16 protein-coding genes are annotated in these 19,199 nt (G+C 49.3%); 2 read left to right on the top strand and 14 right to left on the bottom strand.

The genetic code is table 11. The features are described from left to right. Positions 1-13: 13 nt before the first annotated feature. Positions 14-1,699 (top strand): glutamine--tRNA ligase/YqeY domain fusion protein, encoded by a 1,686-nt coding sequence (locus tag VAE48_RS11975; protein WP_322793559.1) that lies wholly within the window; start codon positions 14-16, stop codon positions 1,697-1,699. Between the two features lie 471 nt (positions 1,700-2,170). Here the strand turns inward: VAE48_RS11975 and VAE48_RS11970 are convergent, their stop codons facing one another. The 8 genes from VAE48_RS11970 to VAE48_RS11935 form a co-directional block, all read right to left on the bottom strand. Then, on the bottom strand, positions 2,171-3,472 hold the full coding sequence (locus VAE48_RS11970; RefSeq protein ID WP_322793558.1) for an MFS transporter: 1,302 nt from the start codon (positions 3,470-3,472) through the stop codon (positions 2,171-2,173). Positions 3,473-3,545: 73 nt separating this feature from the next. Beyond that, positions 3,546-3,779: a hypothetical protein gene (locus tag VAE48_RS11965; RefSeq protein ID WP_322793557.1), complete on the bottom strand. Its 234-nt coding sequence runs from the start codon at positions 3,777-3,779 to the stop codon at positions 3,546-3,548. A 17-nt stretch (positions 3,780-3,796) separates the two neighbouring features. Further along, complete coding sequence (locus VAE48_RS11960; protein WP_322793556.1) at positions 3,797-4,231, bottom strand: vitamin K epoxide reductase family protein; 435 nt, start codon at positions 4,229-4,231, stop codon at positions 3,797-3,799. After that, positions 4,228-5,499 (bottom strand): gephyrin-like molybdotransferase Glp, encoded by a 1,272-nt coding sequence (gene glp / locus VAE48_RS11955; protein WP_322793555.1) that lies wholly within the window; start codon positions 5,497-5,499, stop codon positions 4,228-4,230. Before glp ends, VAE48_RS11960 begins: the two co-directional genes overlap by 4 nt. Positions 5,500-5,516: 17 nt before the next feature. Next, positions 5,517-7,724, bottom strand: a complete 2,208-nt coding sequence (locus tag VAE48_RS11950; RefSeq protein ID WP_322793554.1) for a bifunctional (p)ppGpp synthetase/guanosine-3',5'-bis(diphosphate) 3'-pyrophosphohydrolase — start codon at positions 7,722-7,724, stop codon at positions 5,517-5,519. A 77-nt stretch (positions 7,725-7,801) separates the two neighbouring features. Then, positions 7,802-8,506: an HAD family hydrolase gene (locus VAE48_RS11945; RefSeq protein ID WP_322793553.1), complete on the bottom strand. Its 705-nt coding sequence runs from the start codon at positions 8,504-8,506 to the stop codon at positions 7,802-7,804. Between the two features lie 82 nt (positions 8,507-8,588). Next, a complete protein-coding gene (locus VAE48_RS11940) occupies positions 8,589-9,755 on the bottom strand; it encodes an FAD-binding oxidoreductase (RefSeq protein WP_322793552.1) in 1,167 nt (388 codons plus the stop codon). Beyond that, entirely contained in the window at positions 9,748-11,847 is a 2,100-nt protein-coding gene (locus VAE48_RS11935; RefSeq protein ID WP_322793551.1) for an FAD-dependent oxidoreductase, read from the bottom strand. Before VAE48_RS11935 ends, VAE48_RS11940 begins: the two co-directional genes overlap by 8 nt. Positions 11,848-12,080: 233 nt before the next feature. Here VAE48_RS11935 and pfkA point away from each other — a divergent pair, with 233 nt between their 5' ends. After that, a complete protein-coding gene (gene pfkA / locus VAE48_RS11930; RefSeq protein ID WP_322793550.1) occupies positions 12,081-13,049 on the top strand; it encodes a 6-phosphofructokinase in 969 nt (322 codons plus the stop codon). 4 nt (positions 13,050-13,053) lie between these two features. On the opposite strand, the gene prfB is transcribed toward pfkA, so the two are convergent. The 6 genes from prfB to tig form a co-directional block, all read right to left on the bottom strand. Then, positions 13,054-14,134 (bottom strand): peptide chain release factor 2 gene (gene prfB / locus VAE48_RS11925; protein ID WP_416181043.1). Its coding sequence is split into 2 segments (ribosomal slippage): positions 13,054-14,067 and positions 14,069-14,134, totalling 1,080 coding nucleotides; the frame shifts between segments, so codons are not numbered across the junction. A 20-nt stretch (positions 14,135-14,154) separates the two neighbouring features. Further along, the gene (gene ftsY / locus VAE48_RS11920) at positions 14,155-15,063 is read right to left on the bottom strand and encodes a signal recognition particle-docking protein FtsY (protein ID WP_322793549.1); all 909 of its coding nucleotides are present in this window, start codon (positions 15,061-15,063) and stop codon (positions 14,155-14,157) included. A gap of 10 nt (positions 15,064-15,073) precedes the next feature. Beyond that, complete coding sequence (gene rlmN / locus VAE48_RS11915) at positions 15,074-16,162, bottom strand: 23S rRNA (adenine(2503)-C(2))-methyltransferase RlmN (RefSeq protein ID WP_322793548.1); 1,089 nt, start codon at positions 16,160-16,162, stop codon at positions 15,074-15,076. Further along, positions 16,163-16,954 (bottom strand): HAD-IIA family hydrolase, encoded by a 792-nt coding sequence (locus VAE48_RS11910; RefSeq protein WP_322793547.1) that lies wholly within the window; start codon positions 16,952-16,954, stop codon positions 16,163-16,165. Between the two features lie 58 nt (positions 16,955-17,012). Further along, a complete protein-coding gene (locus tag VAE48_RS11905; protein WP_322793546.1) occupies positions 17,013-17,618 on the bottom strand; it encodes an ATP-dependent Clp protease proteolytic subunit in 606 nt (201 codons plus the stop codon). 29 nt (positions 17,619-17,647) lie between these two features. Then, positions 17,648-19,093: a trigger factor gene (gene tig, locus VAE48_RS11900; protein ID WP_322793545.1), complete on the bottom strand. Its 1,446-nt coding sequence runs from the start codon at positions 19,091-19,093 to the stop codon at positions 17,648-17,650. Positions 19,094-19,199 lie beyond the last annotated feature (106 nt).

Below are 19,199 nucleotides of genomic sequence, written 5' to 3'. Positions count from 1 at the left end.
AGGAGGTTTACTGATGACCGATCAAACCCAGGAATCCAGCAACTTTATACTCGACGCGGTGAGGGAAGACCTCGAATCGGGGAGATTTAATTATGTGCGTACCCGCTTTCCGCCGGAACCAAATGGTTATCTGCATATAGGTCATGCCAAAGCCATTTGTATTGATTTTGAGACCGCTCAGGCATTTGGCGGGACTACCAATCTGCGCTTCGATGATACCAACCCGGTCAAAGAAGATGTGGAATATGTTGAAGCTATCAAGGAGGACATCCGCTGGTTGGGGTTTGATTGGGGCGATCGGGAGTATTATGCCTCGGATTATTTTGAACAATTGTATGAGTTCGCCGTTCAACTGATCAAGAAGGGGAAGGCGTATGTATGCCACCTCAGCCCGGAGGAAATCCGCGAATACCGCGGCACACTGACCGAGCCGGGTAAAGAAAGCCCGTACCGCAATCGAACGGTTGAAGAGAATCTGGACCTCTTTGAACGCATGCGTAAAGGCGAATTTCCGGAAGGGGCGTGTGTTTTGCGCGCCAAAATTGATATGGCTTCCGGAAATATTAACATGCGCGATCCAGTGATGTACCGGATAATCCATGCACCGCACCACCGAACCGGAAACAAGTGGTGTATTTACCCCATGTATGACTTTGCCCATGGTCAGTGCGATTCGATTGAGGGAATTACTCATTCTCTTTGTGATTTGGCGTATGAGGATCACCGGCCGTTATATGATTGGTTTATCCGCGAGTTAGGCATTTTCCCCAGCCGGCAAATTGAATTTGCCCGGCTCAACCTGACCTATACCATTCTCAGCAAACGATTCCTCAAGCAGCTGGTTGAGGAGGGGCATGTGCGCGGATGGGATGACCCTCGAATGCCGACTTTGCGCGGGATGCGCCGCAGGGGATACACACCCGAAGCAATTCGCAAATTTATCGGCGTGGTGGGGGTTTCCAAAAAAGAAAGTGTGGTGGATGTTGCCTTGCTGGAAAGTGCGGTGCGGGATGACTTGAATCTTCGTGCGCCGCGCGTAATGGCGGTCATTGATCCGGTCAAGTTGATCATCACCAATTATCCCGAAGGACAGGTCGAGGAACTGGAGGCCATCAACAATCCCGAAGATCCCTCCGCAGGTACGCGCAAAGTACCCTTCAGCCGAGAACTTTACATTGAACGCGACGACTTCCGCGAAGAACCACCCCCGAAATACTACCGCCTCGCTCCGGGACGGGAGGTGCGATTACGGTGGGGTTACATTATCAAGTGCGTAGATTATGTCAAAGATCCGCAAACCGGTCAGATTATCGAAATTCATTGTACCTATGACCCTGAAACGCGCGGCGGATATGCCCCAGACGGCCGAAAAGTTCAAGGGACGATTCATTGGGTTTCAGCCCCCCATGCACTGGATGCCGAGGTACGCTGGTATGACCGCCTCTTCACCGTTCCCAATCCCAATCAGCCTGAAGAGGGGAAAACCTTCATGGATTATTTGAACCCTGAATCGATGAAAATCATCTTGGGATGCAAGGTAGAACACAGTCTTGCTCAGGCAAAACCGGGTGATCGTTTCCAGTTTGAACGCAAGGGATTCTTTTGCATGGATCCCGATTCTACTGATTCAATGCTGGTATTCAACCTGACCGTAAACTTGCGCGATACATGGGCAAAGATTGAACAAAAAATGAAATGAATCCGTTTAGGATAAAAAGAAAGGCACTCGAGTAAAAAAAAATCGAGTGCCTTTTTGTATTAGGAATTCCTTTGAATACCCTCTATATTATTTACTAAAACAGTAGACATTATATAATGTGATTACTGGTGTATGCATGGATGATGAACCTCTCTTTACGCTTAATCGGTTTAAGGTCGTTTGGATTGGTCGTTTTTTCTGTGTAGTTATGCTCTTCTTGATGGGGGCGTTCTTTATTGATCAGGTCGAATTCCTTTTTCAACAGCCAGACCTTATCGAGAACAATTTTCCCTTCAACCTGATTTTTCAATTTGGCTTGATTTGCGGTTACATCATTGCCCTGAAAAAAGAGAAACTGGGATCTATCCTGATTGTTGTTTTTGCCCTGTTGTTCTTGTGGACGTTGGCAATTCCCAAGATATTTGTTTTCTTTTTTATAACCCTCATTTCACCCCTATATTTTTTTGCTTATCACTGGTGGCGCGAGTCGAGATTGGATTCGGGAGAATAAGCCAGCGCAACCGGGGCGGGGGATTTTTGGGGAATGCGCACAAAGAAGAAAAGGATTAACCACGTTAAGAGTCCAAAGAGAGCTGAAACCAGAAAAGTCAGGCGATAGCTCATCAGATCTGCCAGCCAACCTCCCAAGAGGGGTGCCAGAATTGCACTGGGGGCTATCAGCGTATTTGCCAAACCGACATAGGTCGGTCGTTCCTGTTCAGTGCCAAATTCAAGGCTGACGGCTATTCCAATTGTCCAGAATACCGAGCTTGCCATACCGGCAAAGATCATGATGCCATAAAACCAGTTGTAATTAGGTGCAAGCCAGGCAGCCCCGGCGGCGATTACCGCACATAATGCCCCGATCATTAAGACCGGTAATCGTCCCTTTCGATCTGCTAACCAACCAAAAGCCATGTTGGAAACAACCTGAATGATGAAGAGGATACTGGTCATAACTCCCGCAGCAACCTCTCCCATGCCGAGTACTTTAACGGCATACACCGTATAAAAAGCGGCTGCCATGGTTGCAAACTGAAATAGAATGCGGCTGATGATAAACCAGCGAAAAGGACGATCCTGACGGACGATGACCAAAACTTTTTGCCAGAAAACTTTTTGATCATCGGGGTCAGGAACAACCGGGTGATCCGGTTCACGGCTTAATGATAGAAACACCCAGGAGATGACCATCATCACGCTGGCGAGGAAAAAACAGATCATAAAATTGTTCGGGAATGGAAGGCGTTCCAATAAAAAGCCAGCCAGAATTGCTCCAATTCCACCCAGTAAATTGGCAGCGGCGGATTGTGCGCCAAAGAATGTTGCCCGTAAGTTGAAGGGGATAATTTTACCGATGAAATTCTGCCAGGCGTTGGCGGTCAGACCGCCACCGATCCCCTGCCAGATCAAGAGTGTAAAAGCAACTGCCAGGATGAGTTGATTGTCAATCGCCGGAGACCACCACGCCAGTAACCCCAGACCTAAAAAGGGCAGTCGTTCCTGCACGGTCATGAATAAAACAAACGGTTTAAAGCGATTCATGCGGCTGACCCAGCGGGCAGTCAACAATTGTGGAAATTGCCAGCCGACCGCATGAATAGCAGGCACCAATCCAATCAAGGCAGCAGAATCGGTGAAGTTGGCGATAAAAAGCGGAATTACGGTGCTAAAAGAGGCAAGCCCCAGCGCAAACCCAAAAAAACCTCCATCAAACAGGTTGACAATGGTGTTGAATCGCAAATTTTTTTGGAGGAGATTTTCCTGTGCCATTGCATCAACTTTCCACAAAAAAACCCCGGAATACCAGCCTCATCCGGGGTATCACCGTGAGGGTCATAGAGAGTTAAAATTCTTCTTCTTCGTCGTCAATCCAATCTTCGTCTTCTTCTTCCAGGTCTTCTTCCAGGTCTTCCCATTCCTCGATTTCTTCTTCGTCCCACTCATCTTCATGTTCACTTTCAGTAGTGGGAGAATAGGTGAGGCAACCCGAGTCTGGGTCAACTTCAATGAGGGCTGCACTGCAATAACCATCATCCAGGAAAGCGCAATCAATATAATGGCAGCGGATTTTTGGCATTCGATCCTCCTGAGGAGTTAAGATTCATTGCCGCTCGGGTCAATCAGTCTTTTCACCGAGTAAATAAATAAAATCAACATTGCGACTGCTGAAACCACACAGAACGGACAAATCGCTTTTATAACCGCAATTTCAAGGTACGTCAAGTAAGCTGAGTAAATGACCCCGATTAATGTGACACCAAAGAGAATAAAATCGGCATATTGATGAATCAGGCGGCTGCGTTGTTCAGCCCAAAGCAGGAGAAGGATAGCAGCATAAGCAAACAATCCCAGCAATGCGATGGGTATTCCCCATATTTCCGAATAAATACTGGTATTGACCGACCAGCAATCACCAACTCCCTGAATGCATAATGATTTATTGTTACTAAATTTGAGAACCGTCAGGTAAATTGAGTCGAGTACGCCCACCAGTGCTGTAAGCCATGCAACCCTTCTCCAAAGCCTCATTCAGGTTTCTCCACTACCGGTAATGGTTCGTTATCTAGAAGCCATGCCTGGACTGTTTCTCCGGCAGGCAATGATTTTACACCCGCCGGGATAATCAGTAAAGCGTTTGCCTGTACCAAAGAATATAAATTGCCTGAGCCTTGGTGACCGGTCAGACGGGCAAAGAAGCCCTGCGGTGATTTTTGGACAATGGCGCGCAGGTAACTTTCCCTTCCATCTGAGAGAACCGGATGTTCCAGAATGACCGGCAGGGTGGTGGGCGGAGTCGGCTCAAGTCCGGAGAGTCTGGCGATGACCGGACGAACAAACACCAGAAATCCAATGAATGCCGAAACCGGATTACCCGGCAGGCTGATGACGGGTAATCCCTTATATGAAGCATAGGTCAGGGGTTTGCCGGGGCGCATGTTCACCCGCCAAATTTTAACTTCCCCATGTTCTTCCAGTACCTGACGAACATAATCAAACGCTCCAACACTCACACCGGCAGAGGACAGGATTAAGTCAGCGTTTGCATTTTTGGCTTTCTCAAACAATTCCTTCACAGCCTGATATTCGTCTCTGGCTACGCCCAAACGGATGACTTCAGCCCCTTCGCGAAGCGCCAGCAGCCCTAACGAATAACTGTTGGCATCAAAAATTTTGCCAGGCTGGGGTGGGATACCGGGTGTCAGCAATTCATCACCGCTGGAAAATAAAGCAATGCGTGGTTTGCGAATGACACGGATGCGGTCAAGCCCGAGCGTGGCGAGCATGCCGATATCCTGAGGCTGGAGTTTTCTCCCTCGGCTGAGTAATTTTTGGCCGTTTTTGACATCCTGTCCGCGCGGGCGAACATTTTCACCCGGACTGGGGAAACGGAAAAAAGTTACTTGAGCAGGTAACGGTGCAGAACTATCACGGTAGGGGAAACTGGTGTCTTCTACAGGTAAAACGGCATCCGCACCTTGCGGCAAAGGCGCTCCGGTCATGATACGAGCAGCTTCTCCTCTGGCAAGCCGAAGGGAAGTATGAATACCAGCCGGAATGTCCCCTACGACGGGCAGGGTGAAATTTCCGCGGGAACCGGCACGAATATCCGAAGCAGCACATACAGCGAAGCCATCTACACTTGAATTATCAAATAATGGCAGGTCAAACGGGGAATGAATATCTTCAGCCAGAGTGCGGAAAAGCGCTTCAGATATTTCAATTTCTTCAGCCGGTAGAGGATTAAATTCAGAGAGAATTTTTGAAAGGGCGTGGTTGACTGAGATTAGGTCTGTCATGGATATGCCTTAAGAAATCAGCCGGGATTGGTGCGATGGGCTTCCAGCACATTAGGAAGATTTTCGATGCGGGTCAGGACTCGGCTGAGTTGATTAATATCGCTGATTTCCAAAACCATATGGATTGATGCCAGATTATGGGTAACCTTTAAATCAATGTCGAGCAAGTTGACTTCTTCATTGCTGATGATCATGGAAATGTCATTCATCAAACCCTGCCGGTCATAAGCCTTGACCAATACATGCACCGGGTAGGTTTGGTGAGGTTCACCCCAGGTGACTTTGACGATCCTTTCGCGTTCCTTCAGGCGTAACACATTGGGGCAGTCCTGGCGGTGAATGGTGGCTCCTCGTCCGCGGGTGATGTAGCCGACGATTTCATCACCGGGAGCCGGATTACAACAACGGGCGAAAGTGGTTAGTAAGCCTTTCAAACCGAGGACGGTAACACCGTTTCCACTGGGTTTTGTTTCTTTAGGCTGGTGCAGGGTAAAGATAAAGGGGTCTTTTTTGGCGTTTTCATCGCTGATGCGGTTTATGACCCTGCCCAGTCCAATATCGCCGCAACCAACAGCAACGTATAAATCTTCTGCGTTTTTGAAGTCAAAATCTTGTGCCAGTTTTTCAACGTCCACATCGGTGATTCCAAGGCGGCGCAATTCTTTTTCAAACATGGCTTTGCCCTGAGTCAGGTTCTGCTCGCGGTCTTGCTTCTTGAACCATGCCCGGATTTTGGATCTGGCTCGCTGGGTTTTGACCAATCCCAGCGATGGATTGAGCCAGTCCCGGCTCGGCCCGCCCTGTTTTGCGGTCAGAATTTCCACCTGATCGCCGGTTTTAAGGGTGTAATCTAACGTAACCAGTTTGCCATTTACTTTTGCTCCCCGACATCGGTTGCCGATTTCGGTGTGTACGTGGTAGGCAAAGTCAATGGGTGTGGAGCCGGCTGGCAGGTCTATAATATCTCCGCGCGGAGTGAAGACATAAACGCGGTCTTGAAAGACATCGCTTTTCATGCCTTCCACAAATTCCTGGGCATCTTCGATCTCTTGACGCCATTCCATCAATTTCCGCAGCCAGTTGATGCGTTGTTCGTAGAGTTCGTCTTTCGGCCCACGCTCCTTGTAACGCCAGTGAGCGGCAATACCGTATTCGGCATTCTGGTGCATCTCCATCGTGCGGATTTGAACCTCGAGGGGTTTGCCATCATCGTAAATTACTGCAGTATGCAGTGATTGATAAAAGTTATCCTTGGGGGCAGCAATGTAATCATCAAATTCCTGCGGGATGGGACGCCAGTGGGTATGAATGACGCCCAAGGCAGCATAACACGAAGGAATATCTTTGACGATGCAGCGGACAGCCCGCAAGTCACGAACCATCTCAAAGGTTTTGCCTTTTTCGGCCATCTTTTTGTAGATGGAGTAAATGTGCTTTGGGCGCCCGCTGATTTCAGCCTTGATGCCGTTCTCTCGCAGGATGGTTTGCAGCCGCTGAATGATCTGCTGAATTTGTCGTTCGCGGTCCTGGCGGCGTTCAGCCAGATTTTCGGCAATTTCGCGGTATTTTTCGGGATTGACATAGCGGAAGGCCAGATCTTCCAGCTCCCACTTGATTTGCCAGATACCGAGACGGTTGGCCAGCGGGGCAAAGATATCCAGCGTTTGCTGGGCTATGCGTTTGCGTTTTTCTTCCGGCATGTAACCGAGTGTACGCATGTTGTGCAGCCGGTCTGCCAGTTTTATCAGGACTACCCGGATATCATCCCCCATTGCCAGAAAGACTTTGCGCAGGGTTTCGTTGGTCATGTCCTTGCGCCGGCTGCGAGAGGATGTTTCCACCGGTTCGGGTAGCAAATCCTCGTCGGCGATCAGGCTTTCCCGGTGCTGGTCTCCCCGCGAAACTCGCGGTAAGTTGGTCAATTTGGTAACGCCGTCCACCAGTCTGGCAACTTCATCACCAAATTCTTTGCGGATATCCTCGAGTGTGACGATTGTATCTTCAACGGTGTCGTGAAGTAAGCCGGCAATGACCACAGCCGGGGGAACCTGCATTTCAGCCAGAATGGCGGCAACTGCCAGGCAATGACTGACATAGGGCTCGCCAGAGGCGCGTTTTTGCCCCTGATGAGCGGTTTCGGCAAACCGGTAGGCACGCATCACCATTTCCCGGTCAACAACCGAGTAATTTTGCGGCAGAATTTCCATCAGGCTGTCAATTTTCATGCTTTGCCCGTTTATTTACTGATTGTAGTAAGTATACCTTTTCCCGCCTGACTTTCAAGATGTGGATTGAAAATATTCTACACCTTGATAGATTTGAGATTTTGCCCATTATTATGAACGGATACCAGGGCGGTTAAATCCGGCAAGGTGACGCGATCCAGGCTATCAAGGATGAAACTGGCTTCGGAAAGATCCAATCTTTTACTGATGGGATTGGGAATGGCAACACAAAACAATCCGGCGCGGCGGGCCGCCCTGATTCCATTCGGAGAATCTTCCAGAGCAATGGCCTGATGGACATCCACCCCAAGCAGCTGGAGGGCTTTCAAGTAAAGGGCAGGATCTGGTTTGACGGAATGTACATCTTCCTTTGTGAGGACTACTTGAAAATAGGGCAGTAGCCCAAGCCGTTGGAGGTGACCCTCTACCCACGTTCGAGGAGAACTGGAAGCAACCGCCAAGTGCAGCCCGGCATTTACTGCTTCCGTTATCAAACTTTCGACACCGGGCAGAGGCTGTAACCGATTGGCTTTTTGAATGGAACGTTTCTTTTGTTCTGTCCAAAGGGTTTCATTATCCGTGGTGATACCGGTTCTCTGGTATAGAATACCGGCAGCATCAAAGGCAGCTGCACTGGTACCCAGGCACGCAACCCACTCTTCAAATTTCAATTCTGCTCCAAATTCTCTAAAAATTTCCAGCCAGGTCTCAAACTCGGGACTTTCCGTGTCCACGATCAGTCCATCAAAGTCAAAAATTAAGGCGCGAATTGGTGATTCCATGATGAGTGTCCGGTAATGCAAGGATTAATTTTTCCTCTGTTTGCCCACAGAGGGCGATGTCAATCATACCATAGGGTCAGGCCTATTTCAGTAATTCTTGTCCGGCAAATTGACGCTGAGGTGAGAGGATTTGGAGGATGATCTCATCCTCTGGTTCGGTGCGGTTAAGCACCAGACGGCTTAACAATTCTCCGACACCCGGCCCAAGCATAAAACCCTGGCCACACATCCCAACCGCAAGCAGCATATTGCGCGGGTTTTGCGCATAGCCAATGATTGGAAAACCATCCGGTGTCATTGGATAAAGCCCTCGCCATGTGCGGCGGACACGGATATGTTTCAAGCGGGGCATCACCTCTATCATCCGGCGTGATACCATCGGCAAAAACTGGCTGGTTTCCTCGGTATCGGTTCCCCAGATATTGGGTGAAGGAGTGATGCAAAAGACGATTTGACCGGTGAGATGCTGGTAAAAATAAAAATTCGAAGAACCCGGTGCCGGACGGATGTCCACGATCATCGGATGGAGAAAGCGGGTGACCGGTTCGGTGATGGCAGCTTCGTGAGAATCGGGAAAGACCGGCAGGTCAAGGCCGGCAAGTTCGCCCACCTGCCGGGCATGACCTCCGGCAGCATTGATAATGATATCGGCTGTATAGGTTGCGCGGTTGGTGTGGACAGCTTTTATTTCACCATTTTTGAGGGTGAAATTTTCGATGGTTTCGTGAAAGTGAAATTCGGCTCCCAGACGACGGGCATGGCGGTAAAAAGCATGAATTGCCAGCATGGGGGAGGCGCTGCCATCCTCTGGCGAATAGGTGCCGCCCAGCAGGTCATTTGGATTTAAATCCGGTACGACTTCTAACAATTGCTTTTTATCCAGCCAGTGGATGTTCAAGCCAAAGGAATGCTGTTTGACCAGCAATTCTTTGAGGATTTTCTCCTCGCGTTCCCGGTAGGCCACAAACACATAACCGCCCGCGTACCATTCGATATCATCTCCATAAGTTTCTTGCCATGTTGAAAAAATATCAATGCTGCGTAAGCAAAGGCGGATTTTGGCCGGGTCTGAATGGGTAGCACGGATGCCGCCGATGGCGCGCTTGTTCGATTCCTGACCGACACTGGCCGCCCGGTCAATTACCAGTGTCTTGACTCCATTGCGTGCAAGGAAGAAAGCTGCGGGTGTTCCAATAGAACCTGCCCCAATGATGATGACATCATAATGCGTGTGGTTTGTTTCAGGCATGGTTATCTTCTTCCTCAGTTGGGATTCCGGCAAAAACGCCGAGAGGAACTTCGACAAAGAGAGGGCGGCGGGTATTTTCGGTTACCTGATCGAGGGGTACGCCCTCTTCGCGGAAAAGACGGAGGATTAAATTGCCACAGGTTTTTGAGCCACATGCTCCCATTCCGGCGCGCGAGATGGCTTTGATTTCGTTTATGTCACGGTAACCTTGTCGAATCAGAGAGCGGATTTCTCCCGCGGTCACGTGTTCACAGCGGCAAACGATGGTTTCATTCTCAATGTAATTCACGAATTGATCGAGAGGCCGGGTTACCTCAGGTGATTGTACGCGTATTCCGGCTATGCGGGTTGCAATTGGGCGAGGGGCTTTCACGCGGACGATCAGCGTGCGGTCATTGTTGGGAATGGCGTTTATCCCAACTATCGGCACATCGCCCAACTCCTCACCGTTGGTATCAATGACCCTTACCGTTTGTTTGCCTTCCAGACCTTCGCGGGTAAATTCATAGGGAATAGACACAATGGGGTTTTCGGCGTCCTTACGGCTGTTGACCAGTGTAATGGCCAACCCCGGACAACCTGCCACGCACTTCCCGCAACCTTTGCAGTTGTAATTATCCCCCACAAAGTGTGGAACACCGCGGATATCATCACTTTCAATGACAATCAATTCTAGAGGACAAAGGGTGGTGCAGGGATTGCAGGGGATTTCCTGCTGGCAGTGGATGACCGGTAGAATACCACCATCGAGATCGGGTAATTGTTCAGAATAGACCCTTCCCGGTCTGGACTTGAGGATTTGACTGGTCTGGTACCATTCTTGTGGAATTTCAACCTCCGCATGACCCAGATGACGGATGATTTCCAGGCCTTTGATTTTTCCGGAAAAAATTGCGGCAGAGGCTTCGGCAATTTCTTCTGCATCGCCTGCCAAAAAAGACGGAAGGTGATATTGGATGGCTTTTTGATGAAATTCATTGACCGGATCTAAACCAACGGCGATCAGTACGCAGTCACATTCAAAAGATTTTTCTGTTCCTTTGATGGGTTTGAAGTTTTCATCAACCTGAGCAATGGTCACGGATTCCACGCGATCCTTGCCGTTGGCGCTCAAGATGGTGTGGGATGTGTAGATGGGTACACCCATGCGTGCCAGTTTATCTTTATGAACTTTGTAACCACCGCATTCCGGCAGGGCTTCAACCAGACCGACAACCTGAATTCCGGCTTGGAGGGCATGATAACCGGCAATCAGGCCGACGTTCCCCCCGCCGACAATAAATAATCTTTCACAAGGTTTGACCAGATCACGGTTAACCAGGGTTTGGAATGCCCCAGCACCGATTACTCCCGGCAGGGCATTTCCATCGAAAGCGAGAAATTTCTCACGAGCGCCACAGGCAACCAGCAGTACCTGCGGTTGAACCAGAATGTACTCACGGTTATTTTTCAGGATACCCACTTTTTGGTCTTCGAATACTGCCAGAGCAGTGCTGTTCATCCAGATTTCAACGGAAGTTAAACACCTTACTTCTTCTTCAAGACGGGTGGCGATGTCAATCCCTCTTGTGCCGGCATAAACTGCTTCCGTGGAACCAAAAAAGCGGTGTGTTTGCAGAACCAGCTTGCCCCCCAAGCGATGTTTGTCATCCACCAGGATTACCGGAATGTTGTGTTTGCCCAATTCAATGGCAGCGGATAATCCAGCCGGGCCGCCACCAATGATCAACACCGGAATGGGAAGCGTTTTAATTTCTCTCATGGGTGGGATCTGATCATCCTGGGGTAAAGCCGGTAATCCATTTGCGGGAGAAACATGGCAACCCTCTTTCACCAGTTCCATGCAGGACTTGACCGGTTTACCATCCATGATCACCATACATTGAGCGCACTGCCCGTTGGCACAAAAAATTCCCAGAGGGGAGCCGTCTCTGGGATGATGACCAAAAATATGGATGTCGTTGGCAATCAAGGCTGATGCTATTGTTTCCCCGGAGAGTGCTAAAAGGGGTTTATCCTGCCAGTAAAAAGTGATGGATTGTTTTTCAATTGCTGGCAGGATGGGGTGTTTTTGTACTCTGCGTGATGACATGGATAATCCTTTTCTGGGTTTAAGGATTTGCCTGCCGATACCACGCTGATTGTAACAAAACCGGATTTACCTTTCTACTGAAATATTGCCGCTTTTTTACTCACGAGTGTCATCTATTTTTCCTTAAACAGATTACAATCCCGCCAAATTGTGAAACCGGCAGAACAGAAAAACTGTGTTAAAATCGTACAGACATCTTTCATCGTGAAGAAGTTTCATTGGAGGGTATAGTCATGCGTAGAATTGCTGTATTGACCAGCGGGGGAGATGCACCCGGCATGAATGCCGCCATTCGGGCTGTTGTTCGCACAGCAGCAGTACGCGGTTGGGAAGTGTACGGAGTGCGTAACGGATATGAGGGATTAATTGATGGCAAAATTTTTCCGCTGGGGGCAAGAGATGTCGGCGGAATTTTACAGAAGGGTGGTACCATCCTGGGGAGTGCCCGTTCACCGGAATTTAAGACCGAAGCCGGTCAGTTGAAGGCAATTCGATCCTTAAACCAGTTTGGAATTGAAGGGTTGGTTGTGATTGGTGGAAACGGCTCTCAGACCGGTTCTCTTGCATTACACAGACATGGTTTTCCCGTTGTGGGGGTGGCTTCAACCATTGACAACGACTTATACGGATCGGATATTACCATTGGGGTAGATACAGCCCTGAATATCGCTTTAGAAGCCATTGATCGGTTGAAAATTACGGCTTCCTCTCATCAGCGTGCTTTTCTTGTGGAAGTCATGGGGCGCGATTGCGGTTATCTGGCTTTGATGGCATCCATTGCCGGTGGGGCAGAGGCGGTGGTCATACCTGAGGTGCAGGTTGACCCGGAAGAAATTGCTCAGCGATTGGTGCGAGCCTATGAACGCGGCAAAGCCCATGCAATTGTAGTGGTTGCAGAAGGTGCTCAATATAACGCCACCAAACTGGAAGCGTATTTTGAAAAGCATCGTGAGCGGTTGGGCTTTGACCTGCGGGTGACCATTCTGGGGCATGTTCAGCGAGGTGGTGATCCCGGCGCATATGACCGAATTCTGGCCAGCCGGCTAGGAGCCGGTGCTGTTGAAGCCTTGGAAAGAGGCGAGTACGGCGTGCTGGTTGGGATGATTAAAAGTCAGGTAGCGACCACCCCGCTGGAAGAAGTGGTCGCCAACAAGAAACAAATCGACCTGAAATTGTTTGAACTGGCAAAAATGCTGGATTAAGACCTCAACGTTTCCAGCGCAAATAAGCCTCGATAAAGCCGTCCAATTCGCCGTCCAGCACGGCTTGTGTGTTGCCGGTTTCGTAATCGGTGCGGTGATCTTTGACCAATTGATAAGGGTGCAGCACATAAGAACGAATCTGACTGCCCCACTCGGCTTTTTGGTATTCACCACGCAGCGCTTCCAGTTCTTTTTCCTGCTGTTCCTGCTTTAATGCTGCCAGGCGAGCCCTTAGAACGCGGAAGGCATTTTCGCGATTCTGGATTTGGGAACGCTCGTTCTGACAGGTGACGATGATGCCGGTGGGAAGGTGCAAGAGGCGCACCGCGGTGGCATTCTTTTGTACATTTTGACCACCCGCTCCTGACGATTTGAAAATGTCAATGCGCACGTCGTCCGGATTGATGACGATTTCTTCATCATCCTCGATTTCTGGGAGGACTTCAACCAGGGCAAAGGAAGTATGACGGCGATGGGCTGCATCAAAAGGAGAAAGGCGGACGAGCCGATGTACCCCTTTTTCCGATTTCAAGTAACCGTATGCGTATTTTCCATTCACGGCGATGGTAACGCTCTTGATGCCTGCTTCTTCGCCTTCGGTCATGTCCAAAATTTCGGTTGCGTAACCGGAACGCTCTGCCCAGCGTAGATACATGCGCTGAAGCATGGCAGCCCAATCCTGCGAATCGGTTCCGCCGGCTCCGGCATGAATGGCCAATAGGGCATTCCCCTGATCATACGGTCCAGATAAAAGGGTGTTTAGTTCCTTTTGTTCCAGAATTTTCCGAAGGTCGTCCACCTCTTGTTCGATTTCTGGCAGCAGACTCGCATCTTCCATTTTTGCCAGATCGAGCAAATCGGCAATTCTTTGCTGAAGTTTTTCCCAGTCGTGCACCTCTTCCCGCAAGGAAGAAAGTTTTTTCATCAGTTGTTGTGCACGAGCGGGGTTATCCCACAGGGTTGGATCTTCTGCCTGTTTTTCCAGTTGATCTAATTCTGACTTCTTTTTGGCGAAGTCAAAGATGCTCCATTAGATCATGGATTTGACGGGTATAATCCGTCAGCTGATCTATTAGTTCTTGCATACTTCCTCCAGTACAATGCTTCAGGCAAGAATGCCATCTACAAAAGCTTCACGGTCAAAGAGTTGAAGGTCATCCGGTTGTTCTCCCAATCCAGCAAACAGGATGGGGATGCCCAATTCTTTCTGAATGGCAAAAGCCATCCCCCCGCGGGCGGATGAATCCAGCTTGGCGAGAATGATGCCTGTGATCTGCACGGCATCTTTGAATGCTTTGGCTTGTTGCAGAGCGTTTTGGCCGGTGGTGGCATCCAGTACCAGCCAGGTGGCATGAGGTGCTCCCGGCAGGGCTTTCCCGCTCACGCGATAGACTTTTTTCAATTCTTCCATTAAGTTGTAGCGGGTGTGCAGTCTGCCGGCAGTATCAATAAAGACGATGTCCATGTTGCGGGAAATAGCGGCTTGAATGGTATCGTATGCAACTGCCCCCGGATCGGCGTTGGGTTGACCGCTGATTACCGGTAAATTGAGCCGTTCCGCCCAAATTTCCAGTTGATCTACGGCAGCGGCGCGGAAAGTATCGGCAGCGCCGAGCAGTACTTTTTTCCCCTGTTGGGAGAACTTTTTACCCAGCTTGGCAATGGTTGTGGTCTTGCCGGAGCCGTTCACTCCAACAATCAAAACCACTGCCGGTTTATGGTGGTCGAGATCAACAGGTGGGGCTGGGTCAAGGCGTTGAATCAGCTCACTTCGCAGCAGATTGCGCAATTCGGCTGCTCGAATGACACCTTGTTGAGCCGCCTTTTTTTGAAGTGTGCTAATGACTTCCTGTGTGGTCTGAATACCCAAATCAGCCTGAAGGAGCAAGGCTTCCAGTTCTTCCCATGTGTATTCGTCAATTTCGGTTGCGCCGAAAACAGTTGCCAGTCTGCCAAACGCGGCTTTACTGGTGCGATTGAGAGCTTCTTTCCATTTGGTGAATAATTCTGCCATAGCGGGATGATTATATCATAAGGGCATTGGATGATGAATTGGTGGGTTGAAGAATTGCCAGTTGACCACAACCTGCCTGAATATCAATGCCGCGCCGGATGCGGATGGTACAGGGAATTCCGTGACGTTCCAGTTCGGCTTTGAAGGCCAATGCACGTTCCCGGGTGCTGCCTTTACCGGCATACTTCCGGGTGGGGTTGAGTGGAATCACATTGACGTGACACAATAGCCCTTCTAAAAGATGAGCAAGTTTGCGGGCAGTTTCTACCGAGTCATTTACATTCTGTATTAATGCCCATTCAAACGTCAGGCGGCGGTGAGTTTGAGCAACATAGTCACGACAGGCTTGCATCAATTCGTTCAGGGGGTATTTTTTATTGATTGGCAGCATGGAGGTACGCAATTCGTCATCGGCAGCATGCAGGCTGATGGCCAGATTCACCTGCCTTTGTTCGGCGGCAAAACGGCGGATCATTGGGACTAAACCCACGGTGGAAATGGTGAAGCGGCGTGCTCCCAGATTCATCCCCAGAGGATGGTTGAGCCTGTCAATGGCCGCCATGGTGGCTTCGTAGTTGTGGAAGGGCTCGCCCATGCCCATCAAGACGACGTTTGTAACCATTTCGCCCTCTTCGTGGAGCAGGCGGGCGTAGTAAATGACCTGTTCTACAATTTCTCCGCTGCTCAAATTGCGCTTGAAACCCATTTGACCGGTGGCACAAAAAACACATCCCATGGCACAACCGGCCTGTGTGGAGATGCACAGAGTACGACGCTTTTCGTACTTCATGAGTACTGCTTCAATGGCTTTGCCATCTGCCAATTGAAAGAGGGTTTTCGTTGTTTCCCGGTCTGAGGATTGGAGCACCTGAACGGGTTCTAAGGCGGAAAACCTGAAGGTCTGTGTCATCTGATGACGTAGACTTGCCGGCAGGGTGGTAAATTCCTCCGCTTTCCGCCAAAAATTTTTATACACACCTTCCCAAATTTGACGGGCGCGAAACGAAGGTTGCTGCCAATCTTTGATCAGAACCTCAAGTTCAGCATAATCGAGATCGTAAATGAGGCGTTTGTGGGAAGAGAAATCTGCTTCAGTCATTCAGGAATCAACACCGACTAATTCGCTGAGTGAGTTGGCGATGAGATCCGGTCTGGGCTGCCATTGTTCTGCTTCAGCAAGAGTGGTGACGCCGGTCAGCACCAGTGCTGTTTTACAACCGGCATTTTTTCCTCCCAAAATATCCGTATCCAGGCGGTCACCAATTACAAGGGTTTCTTCCGGTTGTGTCCCCATTTGCTGGAGTGCCAGTTGAAATAAATGCGGGTAAGGTTTGCCCATAATTTGCGGCGCAACTCCGCTGGCAGTTTCAATAGCTGCCAGGATTGAACCAGCGCCTGGGGTAAGACCTTCTGGTGAGGGGAAAGTTTTATCGGGGTTTGTGCCGATGAAAGGAATACCCTTCTGAATCAGGAGGGAGGCTTTGCGTAATTTCTCATAAGTGAACTGGCGATCCAGCCCGGCTACCACAGCCAGCACACCGTCTTCGGAGTGATAAAAGCCGGCCTCCTGGAGCGCTTCGATCAGTCCGGTTTCACCAATCAGGTATACAGCCCCACCCTGGGGGTATAACTTTTTGAGGTAATACGCAACCGCCATCGGTGAGTTGATAATCTGGTTTGGGTTTACCTCAACACCGAAGGAACGCAATTTTTCGACATATTGTCCAATACTACCGGTGGCGTTGTTGGTTGCAAACGTATACTGAATGCCTAAATCCTGAAACTTGGTGAAAATGGCAGCAAGGTTCCCAATAGGTTGTTTACCCCGCCAGAGGACACCATCCATATCCAGAATAACGGCTTTCAGTTGTGGAAAGTGATCGAGGAGCATGTCGAATAGTTAGAAGTGTCTCCGGCAGGATGGATACCCTGCCGGAGAGGAACATAATTTACTTTTTGGGTGGAATCAAAACCTGATCCACTAAACCATATTCGACTGCCTGCTGGGCGTCCATGTAGAAATCTCGTTCCGTATCTCTTTCGATGACTTCCAGAGGCTGTCCGGTACAGTGTGCAAGAATTTCATTCAAGCGGGATTTGAGACGCAGGATTTCTTTGGCTTGAATTTCAATATCCGAAGCCTGTCCGGAAGCGCCACCCAGCGGTTGATGCATGTGAATGGTGGCATGGGGCAGGGCATAGCGCTGTCCTTTTGTACCGGCCGCCAGTAAAACTGTACCGAACGAGGCGGTTACCCCAACCGCAACCGTGCTGATTTTGTTCGGAATCATCATCATCGTATCGTAAATTGCCATACCTGCGTAAATCATTCCACCGGGGGAATTGATATACATCTGAATTCCTTTTTCGGGATCTTCTTTACTCAGATAGAGCAATTGAGCAACAATCAGATTGGCAATCTGGTCATCGATAGGGGTACCGACGAATACGATGCGTTCTTTGAGGAGCAGTGAATAAATATCGTATGCGCGCTCACCGCGGCCGGTACTTTCGATGACCATAGGGATAATGTTTTGAAATGCCGGAATGGTCATAGTTTCTCCTTTGGCTGATCTTGTAATGTTCAGTTTTGCTCTTCGGCAGGCGGGGTCTGGTTTTCTCCGGTGACTGGCTCAGACGCGGTTTCGGTTTCCGCATTGATTTCAGTGGGGGTCACCTCGTTGGTTGGTTGTTCTTCAATCGTCTGTCCGGTAGCAATAGCCTTCATGCGGTCAAGAATCATTTGATTCAACCTGCGATTGATATTGTAAATCAATACTTCTTGGGTGAGTTGATTTTGTTCAGCCTTTGTGGGTTTTTTATCCATGGGAATGGATTGTAAATCGCGCAGCGAGTCTTGAACGGCTTGCTGGTAATTGGCTTCGTCCAATTTGATTTGCTCCACATCAGCAAATTTTTCCATGATCAACGAACGTTCCAACCGCCGACGGGCAACGGGTTGCAATTCTTCGCGAATAAAGGTTTCGCGGTCTTTGTTGACCATTTTGAGATAAGTATCCAATTCCATTCCCTGTCGGCTCAAATCGTGTTGGAAGTCCTCTAATAAATGTTCGATTTCGTGTTCGAGGACTTGAGGAGGATATTTGATGGTTGCCTGAGATTGGAATTGTTCAAACAGCTGATTGAAAAATGTTTCGTCGGCTTTTTCTTTTTTTGCGTTTTCCAGCTGTTCGCGTATGGCTTTTTTCAGGTCTTCAAGGGTTTCAAATTGGCCAACGTTCTGAGCAAACTCATCGTTCAATTCCGGCAAAATGAGGGACTTTACACTCTGCACCGTTACCTGAAACTCAACTTCTTTACCCTGCAGAGCCGGATCTTCTTCCTCCTGCGGGTAGGTGTGCGTTAAGGTGAAAGATTCTCCTTCCTTTTTCCCAAGCAGGTGTTCTGAAAAACCCGGGAATGGGAAAGTGCGATTTTCCAACAAATCGCTCCCCAGAATGAATTGAGCCGGTCGTTCGGGAAAAACAACCTCATCCTGCTCATCGGCGGGATGGGTGAGTTTTCCGGAGAATTTGACATAAACCAGGTCGCCTTCTTGAGCGGGTCGGTCAACCGGTTCCGCTGTAGAATAATTGGTTTGCAAGCGTTTCAGGAAGTCGGTTATTTCCTGTTCTTCGACGACTTCTGGTGTATATTCCAAACGAATCTCTTTGTAATTGCCTAAATCAACTTCCGGCTCGAGCGGGACAAGGAAGGAAAATTTGGGCGGATCGAGGCTGAGAATTTTCTCCAAATTTCCAGCTGCACCGGGTTTGAGTTGTGCTTCTTCTAAAATTTTTGGGTAATATTCATCAATCAAGTCTTCAATGGCTTGTTCGATTAATGCCTCATCACCCACCACACGCCGCACCACATCATACGGCGCTTTACCGGGACGGAAACCCGGAATGCGGGTTTTTTCGGCAATTTTGCGGGCTGAACGTCGTTTATACTGTTCTAAAAGTTCGCTCTCAAATTCAGCAATCACATTGACCTGATGGTCATCTCGGGGTTGGATTTCGAGTTTCAACTTGATCATCCTTTATAGAAATGATTTAATTTGAGTGGGGAAGGCGGGACTTGAACCCGCACGCCTTTCGGCACATGATCCTAAGTCATGCCTGTCTGCCAGTTCC

Source organism: Bellilinea sp. (genome assembly GCF_034432615.1).
In the GTDB taxonomy this organism is placed as follows: domain Bacteria; phylum Chloroflexota; class Anaerolineae; order Anaerolineales; family Anaerolineaceae; genus Bellilinea.
Note: the sequence above shows the minus strand (reverse complement) of the source record. Positions and strands in the feature narration are given on the sequence as shown.

Coding starts and splice junctions, on each gene's coding strand:
- VAE48_RS11975 (WP_322793559.1), top strand. CDS start 14: ATGACCGATCAAACCCAGGAATCCAGCAACTTTATACTCGACGCGGTG.
- VAE48_RS11970 (WP_322793558.1), bottom strand. CDS start 3,472: ATGGCACAGGAAAATCTCCTCCAAAAAAATTTGCGATTCAACACCATT.
- VAE48_RS11965 (WP_322793557.1), bottom strand. CDS start 3,779: ATGCCAAAAATCCGCTGCCATTATATTGATTGCGCTTTCCTGGATGAT.
- VAE48_RS11960 (WP_322793556.1), bottom strand. CDS start 4,231: ATGAGGCTTTGGAGAAGGGTTGCATGGCTTACAGCACTGGTGGGCGTA.
- glp (WP_322793555.1), bottom strand. CDS start 5,499: ATGACAGACCTAATCTCAGTCAACCACGCCCTTTCAAAAATTCTCTCT.
- VAE48_RS11950 (WP_322793554.1), bottom strand. CDS start 7,724: ATGAAAATTGACAGCCTGATGGAAATTCTGCCGCAAAATTACTCGGTT.
- VAE48_RS11945 (WP_322793553.1), bottom strand. CDS start 8,506: ATGGAATCACCAATTCGCGCCTTAATTTTTGACTTTGATGGACTGATC.
- VAE48_RS11940 (WP_322793552.1), bottom strand. CDS start 9,755: ATGCCTGAAACAAACCACACGCATTATGATGTCATCATCATTGGGGCA.
- VAE48_RS11935 (WP_322793551.1), bottom strand. CDS start 11,847: ATGTCATCACGCAGAGTACAAAAACACCCCATCCTGCCAGCAATTGAA.
- pfkA (WP_322793550.1), top strand. CDS start 12,081: ATGCGTAGAATTGCTGTATTGACCAGCGGGGGAGATGCACCCGGCATG.
- ftsY (WP_322793549.1), bottom strand. CDS start 15,063: ATGGCAGAATTATTCACCAAATGGAAAGAAGCTCTCAATCGCACCAGT.
- rlmN (WP_322793548.1), bottom strand. CDS start 16,162: ATGACTGAAGCAGATTTCTCTTCCCACAAACGCCTCATTTACGATCTC.
- VAE48_RS11910 (WP_322793547.1), bottom strand. CDS start 16,954: ATGCTCCTCGATCACTTTCCACAACTGAAAGCCGTTATTCTGGATATG.
- VAE48_RS11905 (WP_322793546.1), bottom strand. CDS start 17,618: ATGACCATTCCGGCATTTCAAAACATTATCCCTATGGTCATCGAAAGT.